At 36.2% G+C, this 16723-nt stretch carries 10 protein-coding genes; 9 read left to right on the forward strand and 1 reads right to left on the reverse strand.

Features of this window, described 5'->3' with window-relative positions:
* Positions 1 to 6: 6 nt before the first annotated feature.
* Complete coding sequence (locus ISU00_RS11300; RefSeq protein WP_228850767.1) at positions 7 to 696, reverse strand: NUDIX hydrolase; 690 nt, start codon at positions 694 to 696, stop codon at positions 7 to 9.
* A gap of 220 nt (positions 697 to 916) precedes the next feature.
* Here ISU00_RS11300 and ISU00_RS11305 point away from each other — a divergent pair, with 220 nt between their 5' ends.
* The 9 genes from ISU00_RS11305 (at position 917) to ISU00_RS11345 (ending at position 16703) form a co-directional block, all read left to right on the forward strand.
* The gene (locus ISU00_RS11305; protein WP_228850768.1) at positions 917 to 3994 is read left to right on the forward strand and encodes a SusC/RagA family TonB-linked outer membrane protein; all 3078 of its coding nucleotides are present in this window, start codon (positions 917 to 919) and stop codon (positions 3992 to 3994) included.
* An 11-nt stretch (positions 3995 to 4005) separates the two neighbouring features.
* Positions 4006 to 5559: a RagB/SusD family nutrient uptake outer membrane protein gene (locus tag ISU00_RS11310; RefSeq protein WP_228850769.1), complete on the forward strand. Its 1554-nt coding sequence runs from the start codon at positions 4006 to 4008 to the stop codon at positions 5557 to 5559.
* A 41-nt stretch (positions 5560 to 5600) separates the two neighbouring features.
* Positions 5601 to 9110 (forward strand): VCBS repeat-containing protein, encoded by a 3510-nt coding sequence (locus ISU00_RS11315; protein ID WP_228850770.1) that lies wholly within the window; start codon positions 5601 to 5603, stop codon positions 9108 to 9110.
* 24 nt (positions 9111 to 9134) lie between these two features.
* Positions 9135 to 10691, forward strand: a complete 1557-nt coding sequence (locus ISU00_RS11320) for an alpha-N-arabinofuranosidase (RefSeq protein WP_228850771.1) — start codon at positions 9135 to 9137, stop codon at positions 10689 to 10691.
* 13 nt (positions 10692 to 10704) lie between these two features.
* Positions 10705 to 12234 (forward strand): arabinan endo-1,5-alpha-L-arabinosidase, encoded by a 1530-nt coding sequence (locus ISU00_RS11325; RefSeq protein ID WP_228850772.1) that lies wholly within the window; start codon positions 10705 to 10707, stop codon positions 12232 to 12234.
* Positions 12235 to 12259: 25 nt separating this feature from the next.
* Positions 12260 to 13255: a glycoside hydrolase family 43 protein gene (locus tag ISU00_RS11330; RefSeq protein WP_228850773.1), complete on the forward strand. Its 996-nt coding sequence runs from the start codon at positions 12260 to 12262 to the stop codon at positions 13253 to 13255.
* Between the two features lie 4 nt (positions 13256 to 13259).
* Positions 13260 to 14243 (forward strand): arabinan endo-1,5-alpha-L-arabinosidase, encoded by a 984-nt coding sequence (locus tag ISU00_RS11335; RefSeq protein WP_228850774.1) that lies wholly within the window; start codon positions 13260 to 13262, stop codon positions 14241 to 14243.
* A 172-nt stretch (positions 14244 to 14415) separates the two neighbouring features.
* Complete coding sequence (locus ISU00_RS11340; RefSeq protein WP_228850775.1) at positions 14416 to 15756, forward strand: MFS transporter; 1341 nt, start codon at positions 14416 to 14418, stop codon at positions 15754 to 15756.
* The gene (locus ISU00_RS11345; RefSeq protein ID WP_228850776.1) at positions 15753 to 16703 is read left to right on the forward strand and encodes a family 43 glycosylhydrolase; all 951 of its coding nucleotides are present in this window, start codon (positions 15753 to 15755) and stop codon (positions 16701 to 16703) included. Before ISU00_RS11340 ends, ISU00_RS11345 begins: the two co-directional genes overlap by 4 nt.
* The last annotated feature ends 20 nt before the right edge of the window (positions 16704 to 16723 follow it).

The following is a 16723-nucleotide window of genomic DNA, read 5'->3' on the forward strand; positions in this document are numbered from 1 at the left end:
CAAATTTTACAACTTAAAGACGAATCCCTGATCTGTTTTTTTGTTGTATTTGTCTTCGTCGAACTTGTATAAAAAAGACCCCTTCCTTGAGGAATTCATGTCTTTTTCATCTAATTTGATAAGAATATCCAAAGAATTTATTTTGCTTATAAAATTCCTCTTATCTAATTTTTCATCTAATATAGATTCGTATAGCTTTTGAAGCTGTTTCATGGTGAATTTTTCTGGCAATAACTCAAAACCAATAGGTTTTGTGGAAGTTCGGTATCTAAGTCGTCTTATACCATGATGCACCATTTCATCGTGATCGAATATTAATTTCGGTTTATTTGTAATGGAGAACCATTGGGCAGAGTATTGCTCAGTTAATTCCTCGTTATGATCACTAATATTAATTAGGGCGTAATAAGCCACGGAAATTGTACGTTGGGCAGGGTCTCGATCAACTTCGCTGTATGCGTAGAATTGTTCCATATATATATGGTCCAAGCCTGTCATGGTTTTCAAAACTCTGTTTGCAGCTAAATCCAATGATTCATCTTGTTGAAGGAACCCTCCAATTAGTGACCATTTACCTTTTTCAGGCTCGAAATCCCTTTTAATTAATAAAACTTTTAATTCGTCATTATCAAAACCGAAAATGAGGCAATCAACGGCGACAACAATTTTGTCCTCCTTGCTATAACTGTTTAGCATTGATATTAATTTGGAAAATTGTAATTGAAAAAATAATTCCTTTGGAATAACGTAGGTATAAATGTAAAAAAAACATTTATTAATATCCTAATTAGCAGTCTGATTTATTAAAGAAACTTAAAAAAAAGTTAAAAAAATTTGGATATTCGGAATTACTTCAGTTAATTTGAAAAGTGTATTAGGTACACTTATAATTCACTTCTAACTTAAATAATGTAATATGGCTTTATCCAAATGTCAATTTGGCTATCGTTATTGTAAAAATTTATTGCAATCGATTACAATAATGATGTTCTTGTTTGCGGGCAATGTTGCTTTTTCTCAACAGCAACTTATCACCGGAACGGTGACTTCGCAAACTGATGGCTTACCTCTTCCAGGGGTTAATGTACTTGTAAAAGGTACAAACAGAGGCGCAGCAACTGATTTTGAAGGAAACTATTCAATTGAAGCTGCATCAAACGAAATCTTGGTATTTTCATATTTAGGCTACCAAGAGCAAGAAATTTCAGTAGGAAATCAATCGGTAATTAACGTTCAACTATTAGAAAGCCTATCTTCTTTAGATGAGGTAGTCGTAACCGGTTATGGTACTCAAAGGAAATCCGATCTAACGGGTGCCGTAAGTGTTGTAGATACTGAAGAGATGGCTAAACAGGCATCGAATGATGTTTCACAGATGCTTCAAGGTCGTGTAGCGGGTGTTACTGTCACAACAGATGGTCAACCTGGTGCGAGTCCAAATGTCAGGATCCGTGGTGTTTCAACCTTTGGTCAAGGAGCTAGTGCAGAACCCCTATATGTTGTTGATGGCTTTCCAATCTCTGGAGGAATTAGAGACCTCAACCCTAATGATATTGAAACAATTCAGGTTTTAAAGGATGCAACTGCAGGCGCAATTTACGGGAACAGAGCGGCAAACGGTGTAATCATTATTACCACAAAGAGTGGTAGAAAAGGGAAAAAACTTTCGGTAGAAGTAAACTCTTATTATGGTTTTCAAACCATTACACAAAGTCTACCTGTTTTAGATAGAGCAGGTTATCAATTGATAAATGCTGAACTTTTAACAAATGCAAATCAGCCAATTGTACCGGGGAATGATCCTAATTCGCCCTTATTTATCGATGATATTGATACAGATTGGCAAGATGCGGGTTATAAAGATGGTTATATAATGAACCATAACTTTAATGTGTCAGGAGGTACTGAAAAAGGTAATTATTTTGTGTCTGCTGACTATTTGGATAACGTTGGAACACTTGTTGGAAGTGGTCCAGATTACAAACGTTATTCTTTCAGAGTAAATTCAGACTTTGAGTTTGGTAAGTTTACCTTGGGTGAAAATGTCTACTATGTTCATTCAGATGAAAACCCGTTATTTAGTACAACCACTATTAGTTTACCAGGTAACAGACCGTCATTGGTTAACGACCTGTTGCAGGCGGCACCTACCATTCCATTATACGATCCTAACCGCTTAGGAGGTTTCGGTGGTGCAGATTCAACTATCCATCAATCTATTACACTCAATGTTCCAGGTATCAATACCTTAATTGAGAATCAAACTATGGTGGATAGAATATTGGCTAATCTTTACTTAAATTTTGAACCTATCTCAGGTTTAAATTTAAAAACTAATCTTACTTACGATAAGACGAGCATAGAAGATCAACTTTTTGTTCCTCAGTATGATTTAGGATATTTCTTCCCTGGACCTGTGGCTCAATTACAGGTGGGCAATAGAAATAGTAGTTCCTTCCTTATAGAAAATACAATTGATTGGACGAAGGAATTTGACAAACACAATATATCTGTGTTGGTAGGTCAGACTTATCAAGAATTCGACTTTAGAGAAACTAGGGTTGTAGGAGCTGGTTTAACAGAGCCTTACATTAAGAATTTAACAAACGCAACAGACTTTAGTGTATTTGACAATTTACAACCTGCCACTTTAAGTTCGTATTTGGGTAGAATTAATTATTCTTATGACGATACATATTTGTTGACAGCGAATATTAGACGTGATGGATCATCAAAGTTTAGCAAAGCTGTACGTTACGAATATTTCCCTTCTATAGGTTTAGGTTGGAAATTGCATAACCAATTTGATCTCCCAGAGCTAATTACAAGTTTGAAGTTAAGAGGAGGATGGGGTGAAATTGGAAACCAGGAAATTGGTAATTTCCGGTACCAAAGTACCATAAATAGGGGTATACCTTATAGCTTCTCCTATGGCCGAGCAATTGGAGCTGCTGTTACTGTACTGGTTGATGAAAACTTAAAATGGGAAACCCGTACAACTAAAAGTGTTGGTGTGGACGCAACCCTTTGGAATGGTGGTTTAGAGTTCACCGCGGAATACTATTCTAATAAATCTGAAGATGTATTGGTGGATATTCCAATCGCATTTTCAAATACAGTAGGTAGCTTTGATCCCAGATTGTTTACAAATGCAGGTTCAATCGAGAATTCAGGAATTGAATTATCTGCAGTTATAAGAAAACAGTTTGGCGATTTTAACCTTGAGATTGCTCCAAACTTCTACACAGTTAAAAACGAAGTATTAGCAATAGGTAATCAACCATTTATTTCTGGTGCCGGATCAAGAACCATTGTTGGTAGATCTCTTGGCGAGCATTTTGGATATGTATATGACGGTATTTTCCAAACCGCAGAGGAGGTAGCAAGTTCACCTGTGCAAGAACCAGGAACTGCACCTGGAGACATAAAATATAAAGATCTAAATGGTGATAATGTTATTAACGTCGATGACCGTACATTTTTGGGCAAAGGAATGCCGACTTATAACTACGGTATTAATATAACTGCTAGTTTCAAGAATTTCGATTTCACTTTCTTCGGTCAGGGTAGCGGTGGTAATCTAATAAATAGTAACCTTTATAGAGGTTTGATGCCAACTTCTGGTTACACCAACTGGCATGAGGATATTTTAGACCGTTGGACTCCAACAAATACAGATACTAATGTTCCTCGTGTGATGTTCTTAGATCCTAATAATAATGGTAGAGATTCTAATAGACCAGGTTGGTTGCAAAAGGGAGATTATTTCAGGATTAATACAATCTCTTTAGGTTATACATTGCCAGAAGCTATTTCTTCAAAGGCTTTCATGTCTAAGGCAAGATTTTATTTGACATTGCAAAACGTTGCAGTATTTTCAAAGTATAAAGGATATAACCCAGATTTCCAAGCTGGAATTTTGAATCCAGGATTTGATTATGGAACTTATCCAAGACCTTTAACTACTATGCTAGGAGCACAATTTAAATTTTAATTGTTAAGAAAATGAAAAAACAAATAATACAAATAGTCATTCTAGCTATTACCATAACCTTGTTTTATCAATGTGATGATAAGCTAGAAATTGTTGACCCAAATAGATTGGCAACAGGGTCTTATTATAATAATCAAGATCATGCAATAGCGGCGGTAGACGCAATTTATAATGCATTAATTATTGATGGAACCTATCAAAGGATGACCCCAATAATGGGAGATGGAAGAGGTGATGAAGCTAGATCTAGAAGTCCATGGGCGTTTCTAGCCCAGACCAGTAATTTTACGGTACCTCCAACAGATGGAGCCTTAGATATTGCATGGTTGGGTTATTATTCTATTATAAATAGAGCCAACCAAGCCCTAGAGCAGGTGCCTCAGATTGATGAAGTTGATAGTAATTTACGGGAACGATTGTTAGGACAAGCATATTTCTTGAGAGCCTTCGCCTATTTCAACATTACAAATATTTACGAAAAAGTTCCATTAATTCTAGAGCCTCAAAAGGGGCAGGAAGATTTCTTCCCATCAAATGCAGATATTACCCAGGCTGATATTTATGCCCAAGTTGAGGCTGATTTAGTTGAGGCAATTTCAAAACTTCCAGTAAGTTATGCAGATGTTAATGGTCCAGATACTGGTCAGGTTGGCCGTGCAACAAAAGGTGCGGCTCAATCATTATTAGGGAAATTAAAATTATATCAGGGAGATCATTCTGCAGCATTACCACATTTTCAGGCTGTGGTAAATTCCCAGCAATATAGCTTAGCTAGTAATTATGGAGATTTGTTTTCTCAAGATCCAAGCAAGGAGGCTGCCAACCCAGGAAGAATTTTTTGGGCTGAATTTACTCAAAGTCAAGGAGCAAACTTTAACTGGGGAGGTGATCCAAACGTTAACTGGAGACAGTTTCTTGCATTAGCACCAACATATTCTGGAGCTGATTTTTATGATTTTTTCCCTACTCAGTTTTTGGTTGATGAATTATCTGCAGAAAGAACATTAGATGATAAGATTGATCCTAGATTCCCGGCAACTATATTATCATATCAACCAGATGAAGGGCTCACCCAGGCTTATGGAAGGGATTATTTTTTAGATCCTAACCTATATTATATTGCAAAGTATACTTTGGCCAATGAGGGTGGTGATCCGTTTACATGCGGTATAAATTATCATATTATTCGTTATGCAGATGTACTTTTAATGTATGCAGAATGTTTAGCAAACACGGGTAATATTGCATTAGCCGCGGAACAGGTTCAAAAGGTAAGGGACAGAGTAAACTTGCCTGATAGGGAGGCTGAATTTGCTGGGTATTCTTTAGGTCAATTTATGGACCAATTAGCACATGAACGTGTTACAGAACTTGGTATGGAAGGTTTGAGATGGTATGATATTAAACGATGGGGTTGGTTAGAAGATTCAGCTAAATTAAATGAACTTAAGGCTCACGATAGTGAATTTAATACCTATGTTCCAAATCGTAAATATCAGCCTATTTCTCAGAATGAATTAGACCGTAATCCCAACATGGTTGGTAATTCGGCAAATACAAATTAAGAATACCTAGAATTTGAGTTAGTTTTTTTAAAAATTGATGCTTGAAAGTTGATATCAACCATATCATTGTTTTTCTGTTAGCAATTTGTTTGGTTGGCTGCACTAAGGAAAGAAATTTTGAAGAGAATAGATTATTTCAACTTATCAGTGCGGAACATTCAGGCATCAATTTTACAAATTCAATTATTCCGAATGACACCCTAAACATCTTAAACTATGAATACCTCTACAACGGAGGTGGTGTAGGTGTAGGATATTTTAACAAGGATAGCCTACCAGATCTAATTTTTACAGGTAATATCGAGCCAAGTCGTTTGTATATTAATGAAGGAAATCTTCATTTTAAAGACATTACAGTTTCTTCAGGGATAAAAACAAAAGGACATTGGTGCACAGGTGTCAGTGTTATAGATATAAATCAAGATGGTTTTGATGATATCTATATTAGTGTAGGTGGTGTTGGTAATAAAAGCATCTTTCCAAACTTACTTTATATAAACAATGGTGATTTAACTTTTACCGAATCAGCTTCTGAATATGGACTGGCTGATCAAGGAGAATCCATTCAATCAGTATTTTTTGATTATGATAGAGATGGGGATCTTGATATGTACCTTTTAACAGGGGGAGGATTTGAGCATTCGGCTATAAATGTCCGACCAATGCTAGATAATGGAACTAGCAGAAATACAGACCGGCTTTATAGAAATGATTATGATGAAAACTTGGGTCATGCAGTTTTTACAAATGTTTCAAAAGATGCAGGTATAAACATCGAAGGTTTTGGCCTTGGAGTTTCTGTTTTTGATGCTAACAATGATTTTTGGCCAGATTTATATATTTCCAATGACTATTTGTCGAGAGATTTGCTTTACATAAATCAGCAAGACGGTACTTTCAAGGAAGATGCACTTAATTATTTTGGTCATACTAGTCATTTTTCAATGGGTAATGATGTTGGAGATATTAATAATGATGGGTATTTAGATGTGGTAACCATGGATATGCTTCCGGAAGATTTGAAGAGAAGGAAGTTGATGTCTGGTGTGCCATCCTACGAAATTTTTCAAATTTCTGTTGGGTTCGGTTATGGCCATCAGTATATGAGAAATATGCTGCAATTGAACAATGGAAATAATTCCTTCAGTGAAATAGGTCAATTGTCAGGAATTGATAAAACCGATTGGAGTTGGGCTCCATTATTAGCCGATTTTGATAACGACGGTTTAAGTGATCTGTTTGTTACCAATGGCTTTGGTAAAGATATAACAGATATGGATTTTGTTAAATTTCGTGAGAACAGTTCCTATAAATTCTCCGACGTAGAGGAATTAGGGAAATCTGTTATTGATTGTTTATATCAAAGACCTGCAATAAAAGTTCCTAACTACACTTTTAAAAATAAAGGTGATTTAACTTTTGAAAAGGTTACTGACGAATGGGGATTCAGTGAGGAGACCATTTCAAATGGAGCCGCATATGCTGATTTGGATCTAGATGGAGATTTGGATTTAATAGTGAACAACATAAATCAACCAGCCTCCATTTATCAGAACAAAACTAGGGAAAGCAACCCAAATAACTCTAATTATTTGACCGTTCAATTGGAAGGAAGTAATGGTAATTTAACGGCAATAGGAGCAACAGTTGCAATTTATAAGAATGGGAATTCCACAATTCGCTATAATCAACCAGTCAGAGGATTTCAAAGTTCAGTTGACAAAAACTTATTTTTTGGTTTGAATGGCTATGCAGCCGTTGACAGTTTGAAAGTATTTTGGCCAGACGGTAAAAGCAGTTTACTTAAGGGGATTGACTCAAATCAAATCCTTAAAATTGATTATTCTGAAGCATATAATACTGTAGACTTGATTGGTGCTAATCTAAATAAACCTTTGTTTTTAAGGGATTCCTTAATTCAATTTAAACACCAAGAGCGACCTTATAATGACTATGGGTACCAGCAATTGTTATTGCATGGCTTTTCTAATCAAGGTCCTGGTATGGCGGTGGGTGATCTCAACGGGGATGGTCTTGAGGACTTATTTGTTGGTGGCAGTTATGGCTTTAACTCAACTATTTATTTTCAGGAAAAAAATGGAGATTTTACACAATCGGAAATAGAGAATAGTGAGTTATACGAAGATGAAGGAGCATTAATTTTTGATGCCAATGGCGATAATTTAATGGATTTGTACGTCACCAGTGGAGGATCCGAAAGATATGAGGGACATGAGGCTTACCAAGATAGAATTTATTACAACGTAAATGGTCAATTTCAACAGGGCGAACTTCCTAAAATGCTAACAAGTACTTCCAATGTTGTTGGAGGTGACTTCGATAAAGATGGTGATATCGATTTATATGTTGGTGGTCGCGTAATTCCAGGTAAATATCCAAAGCCCCCGCAAAGTTATATTCTAAGAAATGATTCGGGCAAATTTATAGATGTGACCAATTCTGTTTGCCCATTTTTGAAATCTGCAGGAATGATAACTTCAGCAGTTTGGACCGATTTCAATAACGACAATCAATTAGACCTAGTTGTTGTGGGCGAATTTATGCCAATTACATTTTTCAAAGGAAATGGAAGCAAGTTAGAAAAGATACAGTTGGAATCAGATGAATTTCAAAGTTCAGGGCTATGGAATAGTATATATTCTGGTGATTTCGATAATGATGGTGATATAGACTTTGTTGCAGGAAATTTAGGTTTAAATTCAAACTTAAAAATTATTGATAATCAACCACTAAGATTGGATTATGCAGATTTTGATAATAATGGTTCCATAGATCCAATATTCTCTAAATATGAGGAAGGGAATTATTTTCCGATAGCCTCATTAGATAATTTGGTTCAGCAGCTGCCCTCGATTAAAAAAAGGTTTTTATTCTACAGAAATTACGCCAAATCAACAACCAAAGATATATTGGATTTTTTAAACCCATCATCATACAATAGCTTAATAGCCCAAGAATTAAAATCTTCCTTTATTGAAAATTTAGGCAATGAGGAATTTCGTATAAATCCCTTGCCAATTCAGGCACAAATAGCCCCTATCAATGGCATTTTATCTGATGATATAAATAATGATGGTTCATTGGATCTTATTTTAGTGGGAAATAATTACAATACAGATGTGGGAAGTGTTAGGTATGATGCATCTGAAGGCATTATTTTGATTAACTTGGGGAATGGTTCTTTTGAATCGAAAAAGAGTGATTATTCTGGCTTTAGTGTTCATGGAAATTCCAAGAGTATAGTCAAGCTGCATTCTTCAAAAGGAACGAGCATAGTAGTTGGTCTTAATAATGAAAAGCTAAAAGTGTTTTCTAAAATAGAATCACCAATTAAAGTGGTATGGCCAAAATCTGATGAGGTTTATGCAATTGTTGTATTAAGTGGTGGGAAGGAACGAAAGCATGAGTTTCATTATGGTCAAGGTTATATGTCCCAATCCTCACAAGGAATAGAATTAAAAAAACCAATTAGTAAAATAACTTTTTATAACAATTTAGGAGAACAAACGCGCTCCTTGAATGTCGAATAATTTGATAATACACTTAAAATAATTATGAAATTCACCAAAAACTTTACCACTCTGAATCTTGTATTTTTCTTATCAATTTTCATCGTTAGTGCCCAAAATCAAGTTACAACCGTTTCTTTAAATCCAAGTGACAACGCACCGGTTATTAGTAAACACATTTATGGTCATTTTGCAGAACATTTAGGCCGATGTATTTATGACGGATTTTATGTGGGAGAAAATAGTACCATTCCTAACACAGCGGGTGTAAGAAATGATATAATCGATGCATTAAAGGAATTGAAAATTCCGAATTTAAGATGGCCAGGAGGTTGTTTCGCTGATACCTACCATTGGAAAGATGGGATTGGCCCTAAAGACGAAAGACCGTCATTTGTTAACCGTTGGTGGGGTGGCGTTATAGAAGATAACGGTTTTGGTACCCACGACTTTTTAAATTTATGCGAAACACTTGGAGCAGAACCTTATTTGGCAGCTAATGTAGGTAGTGGAACAGTGCAAGAACTTATTGATTGGGTATATTATGTGAATCATAAGGAAGGAAGCCCTATGGCTACCTTGAGAAAAGAAAATGGTAGAGAAGAACCATGGAATGTAAAATTTTGGGGAGTAGGTAATGAAATGTGGGGTTGTGGAGGTCATATGAGACCGGAGTATTATGCAGATGAATTTAGAAAATACAGCACCTTTATGACCGATTGGGGAAATGGTGATGGATTGTTCAGAATAGCTTCTGGCGCAAATGAATCAGATTATCATTGGACCGAAACTCTAATGAAACAGATTTCCCATAATTTAATTGAAGGTGTGGCGCTACATTCCTACTCAGTTATCAATTGGGGAAATAAGGGTCCCGCTACTAATTTTACCGAGGAACTATATTTTAAAACCATGAATGCTGCTCTTAAAATGGAAGAACGAGTGGTAAAGCATTCTGCAATTATGGATAAATACGATCCTGATAATAAAATTGCATTAGTGGTTGATGAATGGGGAGGATGGTATGATGTAGAAGAGGGCACTAATCCAGGATTTTTGTACCAACAAAATACCATGAGGGATGCCATGATAGCAGGTGTTACGTTGAATATATTTCATAATCATGCGAGAAGAGTAAAAATGGCCAATCTAGCTCAAACCGTGAATGTTCTACAAGCGGTTATTCTTACCAAAGAGGAAAAAATGATTTTAACTCCAACTTATCATGTAATGAATATGTTTAAGGTTCATCAAGATGCGACGCTTATTCCTGTTTCATTTAACTCACCAGATTACACCTACAATGGTGAAAAGCTTCCAGCAGTTTCAATTTCCGCCTCCAAGGATGATACAGGTAATGTGCATATCTCATTGGTTAACATCGATGCTAAAAATATGCAAGAAGTAGAATTGGATATAAGTGACTTAAATGTAAAGGATTTTAAAGGTGTTGCAATTAGCTCGGAGAATCTATCTGATCATAATTCTTTTGATGAACCAAATAAGATTGATATAAAAAAGTTTGAGGATTTTAATGTTAAAAAGGATAAAATCACAATTAAATTGCTTCCTTTTTCTGTAGTTACATTGGAAGGAAAATAAAAAAGTATTTGCTATGTTAAAGAATAAATCGATATCAATTCGATTTGTAAGTATGTTATGCTGTTTGGCACTTGTTTTTACGGGTTGTTCTAAAGATGACCCAACTAGTGATCCAACGCCCCAAGAGCCTGGAAACGGTGGTGGAAATCCAAATCCGAATCCAGGACCTACAACAAAAGTTTATACGGTAGATAACATAACAGATACCTATTATGATGTTGCCGGAGTTGAGAATATAAATAATTGGGGGCCCTATAACGTTCACGATCCATCAATTATAAAAGTTGGTAACACCTATTACTGTTACAATACTGACGTTTCATTTGGATCCGAAGTTCGACCTGGGATTCAGATAAGAAAGTCCCAAAACTTAATAAATTGGGAATGGGTCGGTTGGGTTTTTAATTCTTTACCCTCTAAGGGTAAGGCCTTTATTGAGAGCAAAGGAACACAAGCTTTTAATTCACTTTGGGCTCCATTTGTTATGAAAGTTGGGGAGGAATACAGGCTTTATTATTCGCTCTCTTCCTCCATTGGACGACTAAGTGTTATTGGTTTGGCAACCTCCACTCATCCTGAAGGACCTTGGATTGAAAAAGATTTGGTTGTAACATCGGAGGCAGATGGAACTGTACAAACAAACGCTATAGATCCAACGGTAGTTGTTAGTCCAACAGGTGAACATTGGTTTTATTATGGATCGGCCTGGGATGGTATTTACAAACTTAGGTTAAACCCACAAACAGGTTTAGCGGCAACCGTGGGAGATAAAGGAACAAGGATTGCACAACGAGGGTTTACAGGAAATACTATTAATGGTAATATAGAAGGGCCAGAGGTTATCTTCAATTCTGAAACCAATAAGTACTACATGTTTATTGCTTATGATTGGCTGCAAACCAAATATAATGTTCGGGTTGGAAGAAGCGATAGTCCAGAAGGACCATTTTATGATTATAATGGATTGGATATAAATTCGGAGGTTGATAATACTCCTATGATTTTGGCCCCCTATAGGTTTAAAGGGCATTCTGGTTGGCAGGGAGTTTCTCATCCAGCGGTTTTTAAAGATACTGATAACCAATATTATATGGCTCACCAAGGCAGACCTGGTGAGAATAGCTTTTTCATGGTATTACATATTCGTAAAATCCATTGGACAGAAGACGGTTGGCCAATTGTTTCACCTGAACGATATGCCAATGTTGATCAAAATTCTATTGCCTCAGTAGACCTCATTGGTAAGTACGAACAAATTATTTTAGGATATACAGTAATTCCGGGATTTGCAGAAGAACAGCGTTACCCAGATTTTCAAAATGCCATTGATCTTGAATTGAAAGCTGATGGTACCTTGAATAGTGATGCCGGGAGTACTTGGACTTATGATTCGCCTTGGTTAACCCTGAAATGGTCAAACGGTTTTACCGATAAACTTTATGTTGAGAATGGTAGGGATTGGGAGAATAGGGTAGGATCAACAATTTTACTTTCTGGTTTGAATAATGATGGTACTGCAATTTGGGGGAAGAAAATAGATTAGTTAAAATCTGAAATCTGATTAAGAAATGAAAAAATTAGTGTATTTACTTATTCTGGCTTCGTTAATTACCAATTGTAAACAAGAAGTAGCAGAATCTGTAAATGAGGAAAAGCAATCCACAAAGGAAACTGTTAAGTTGGAGATAAATAATCCGATTATAAAGGACAAGTTTACGGCAGATCCGGCGGCACTAGTTTATAATGGAACCGTCTATTTATATGCTGGTCATGATGAAGCTCCAGACGATTTTCATTTTTACAGAATGAATGAATGGCTGGTATATTCTTCACAGAATATGGTGGATTGGCAAGAGCATCCAGTTCCTTTAAAACCATCAGATTTTGCTTGGGCCAAAGGAGATGCATGGGCAGCACAAGTTATTGAAAGGGATGGCAAATTTTACTGGTATGTTACCGTAACCCACAATGATTCTCATCCAGGTAAGGCAATTGGAGTTGCGGTGGCAGATTCGCCTATAGGTCCATTTAAAGATGCACTTGGGGAGGCATTAATTACTAATGATATGACCACAGAAGTTGGGATTTCTTGGGATGACATAGATCCTACCGTTTTTATTGAAGGAGATCAGGCTTATTTATTTTGGGGCAATACAAAATGTTATTGGGCCAAATTGAAGAATAACATGATTGAGTTAGATGGGGAAATTCATACAGTTGATTTGCCAAACTTCACAGAAGCACCTTGGATTCATAAAAAAGGAGATTGGTATTATTTAAGTTATGCCTACCAATTTCCTGAAAAAACCGCTTATGCAATGAGTAAATCCATAGAGGGACCTTGGGAGTATAAAGGAATTTTAAATGAATTAGCTGGTAATTCTAACACAAACCATCAATCTATCATTGAATATAAAGGAAAGGATTATTTCATATACCATACAGGTGGAATTCAGCCTAATGGAGGAAGTTTTAGGCGATCTGTATGTATTGATGAACTGCATTATAACCATGATGGTACTTTAAAGAGAGTTTTTATGACCTCAGAAGGAATTCAAAAATAATAGTATGAAAGCAATTAGATACACCCTAAGCCTATTATTAATGTTTGTTTCGGTATTGTCTTGTGCGCAAGAAAAACCGATCACACACGATCCTGTTGTTGCAATGCAAGGTGATACTTATTATTTATTTTGCACAGGCCCAGGTATAACTAGTTTTACTTCTAAAGATTTAAAGAATTGGAAAAAGGCTGATCCTGTATTTGCAGAAAGCCCAAGTTGGGCTAAAGAAGTAGCACCTGGATTTAACGGACACATTTGGGCTCCAGACATTATATTCCATAATGGTACATACCATTTGTACTATTCTATTTCGGCTTTTGGTAAAAATACTTCTGCTATAGGTTTAGTAACCAATGGTACTTTAAACCCTGATGATGATAATTATAAGTGGATAGACCAAGGTATTGTTATTCAATCAGTTCCTAACAGGGATTTATGGAATGCCATCGACCCAAATATTATTTTCGATGAAAATGGAACACCTTGGATGTCATTTGGTTCTTTTTGGACCGGTCTTAAAATGGTTCAATTAAATCCTGATTTAAAGTCTATTGCGGAACCACAGGTTTGGCATACCGTAGCCAGAAGGGACAGAGACCCAAATTTAGAGGATAGTGATCCAGGTAATGCAGCTCTGGAAGGTCCATTTATATTTAAAAAAGGAGATTATTATTATCTGTTTTTGTCGTGGGATTATTGTTGCCGGAGAGAAAATAGCACCTATAAATTAATGGTGGGACGCTCTAAATCTGTAACAGGGCCTTATGTAGATAAAGAAGGAAAAGAACTCAATAAAGGTGGGGGGTCCCTTGTGATTAAAGGGAATGAAAATTGGTATGGTGTAGGTCATAATAGTGTATTCACATTTAATGGCAGAGATTATAATTTCATGCATGGTTATGATGCCCATGATAAAGGGTTGCCTAAATTAATTGTTAAGGAGATTACATGGGTTGATGGATGGCCAGAGGTTGAAGCTATGGATTGATTTACTTTGGGACTAAAATTTCCAAAGAACAATTAAAACTATTCCAAATTACACATGGTCTAATCAAGGTATTAGAAAATAAAGGTTTGGTTGGATACCAATTAAATTAACCTAAACAAATAGTTAGCATTAACATTAAATAGTGGTCTAATACTGATAACTTATCATTTATATGAAAGCTGAAAGTCAAAAGTTAAGTGTCCTTGAGAAAATTGGTTACGGTTCGGGAGATGCAGCAGTAAATGTGGTGATTTCTTCCATGTTTCTCATTATTACATTTTTTTATACTGACGTATTTGGATTGAGACCTAGAGATATGGCGGTATTATTCTTACTTGTACGCCTGATTGATGCAATTACAGACCCTTTAATGGGCTTGATTACTGATAAAATCAATACCAAATATGGGCGCTATAGACCCTATTTTCTTTTCTTGGCTGTGCCATTTGGCCTATCAGTTTTTCTCACATTTACAACTCCAGATTTTGATTATACCGGCAAGCTCATTTATGCCTATGTTACGTACATTTTTGTAACGATTATGTTTACGTCAGTTACAATACCTTATATCTCTTTGATAGGAGTACTCACAAGCGATCCTCAGGAACGACTTTCGGCTAATGGGTACCGATTATTTTTCGCCAAAGTGGCCGCATTCTTAGTCTCTATTGTAGTTCCTGTTTTAGCTGAAAAACTAGGTAAGAATGACCTGTCTAGAGGCTATCAATTGGCTATGGGGATTATGGCATTACTCGGTACTTTACTGTTTATATTTTGTTTCTACACAACCAAAGAACGAGTTGAACACAAAATCGACAAAAAGCCATTATTGGAACAATTTAGATTGTTGTTTAAAAATGGACAATGGACTTTGCTGTTCGGTGTATGTTTTACTGGCACTGTTGGTTATGTGATACGAGGTTCGGTAGCCATTTTTTATGCAAAGTATTTTTTGGGAGGAGATGCAACTATACAATCTACATTTTTGGCAACGGGTGTAACTGCAGCCATTTTAGCTATGCCAGCATCAACTTTTATTACAAAACGGTATTGCAAGGTGAAACTATTTAAATATTCTCAGCTTGCCGTAGGTGTTTTAAGTTTGATTATGTATTTCGTAGTTAAACCTGGAGATATAGTTCTTGCATATATTCTCTACTTTATATTGTCATTTGTTGTCGATCTACATGCTCCTGTATTTTGGTCTGCCATTGCTGAGGCTGTAGATTATGGTCACGCTGAGTCAGGCAAACGTGTTTCTGGTCTTTCCTTTGGTGGAATCTCATTTGCACAAAAGGCAGGTATGGGAATTGCCGGAGCAACAGTTGGGTATTTATTGGACTTTTTCGGTTATATCCCAGACACTACGCAAACTGAAACAGCACTTATTGGTTTGGCATTAATGCTCACCATCATTCCCGGAATATTCCATACTTTAATGGGAGGGATGATGTTCCGATATAAAATCACGGATAGTTATTATGAAAAAATTAAACTGAAATTGAATATATGACGGCCAATTCAGATAGGAATAAACCAATTATCCTTCAAAGGGCAGATCCGTTTATTTATAAGCATTCAGATGGTTATTATTACTTTACGGGTTCTGTTCCTACCTATGATCGTATCGAATTAAGGAAAGCTAAAACTATTGAAGAATTGCAAGAGGCAAAAACTTTTGATGTTTGGCATAAACATGATTCAGGACCGATGAGCCAGCATATTTGGGCCCCCGAAATTCATTATTTAGATGGCAAGTGGTATATCTACTTTGCTGCTAGCGAAGTGGATGATATTTGGAAATTAAGACCTTATGTTTTAGAATGCACGGGTGGTAATCCTTTAAAAGATGAATGGAAAGAGTTAGGCCAAATGCAGGCAACAGAAGGAGATAACAAGACATTTATAGACTTTTCCCTAGACGGAACAGTGTTCGATCATAATGGAAAACGTTATTTCTGTTGGGCTGAAAAAACGGGGGGTCAATTTGCCGCTTCTAATTTGTATTTGGCGGAAATGGAGTCCCCAATTAAATTAAAAACACCCCAATTTATGCTTACTACTCCTGATTACGATTGGGAACGTGTAGATTTTTGGGTTAATGAAGGGCCAGCAGTAATTAAAAATCAAGGTAAAATTTACATTACCTTCTCTGCTAGTGCCACTGGGGCATGCTACTGTATGGGACTAATGGAAGCAGACGAGGATTGTGACCTATTGGATAGAAATTCTTGGAAGAAATCGAGATATCCTGTTTTAAAATCAGATTATGATAAAAATATTTATGGTCCTGGACATAACTGTTTTACTGTGGATAAAGATGGTACTCCTTTATGTGTGTATCATGCTCGAGATTATGAGAAAATTGTAGGTGATCCATTATACGATCCTAACAGACATGCAAGGATTATGGAAGTGAAATTTGACGGCTCAGGAAAACCTCTTTTTGAATTTTATTAACCAATTAGGCATAAGTTTCC

This window comes from Aegicerativicinus sediminis (genome assembly GCF_015476115.1).
Taxonomy (GTDB): domain Bacteria; phylum Bacteroidota; class Bacteroidia; order Flavobacteriales; family Flavobacteriaceae; genus Aegicerativicinus; species Aegicerativicinus sediminis.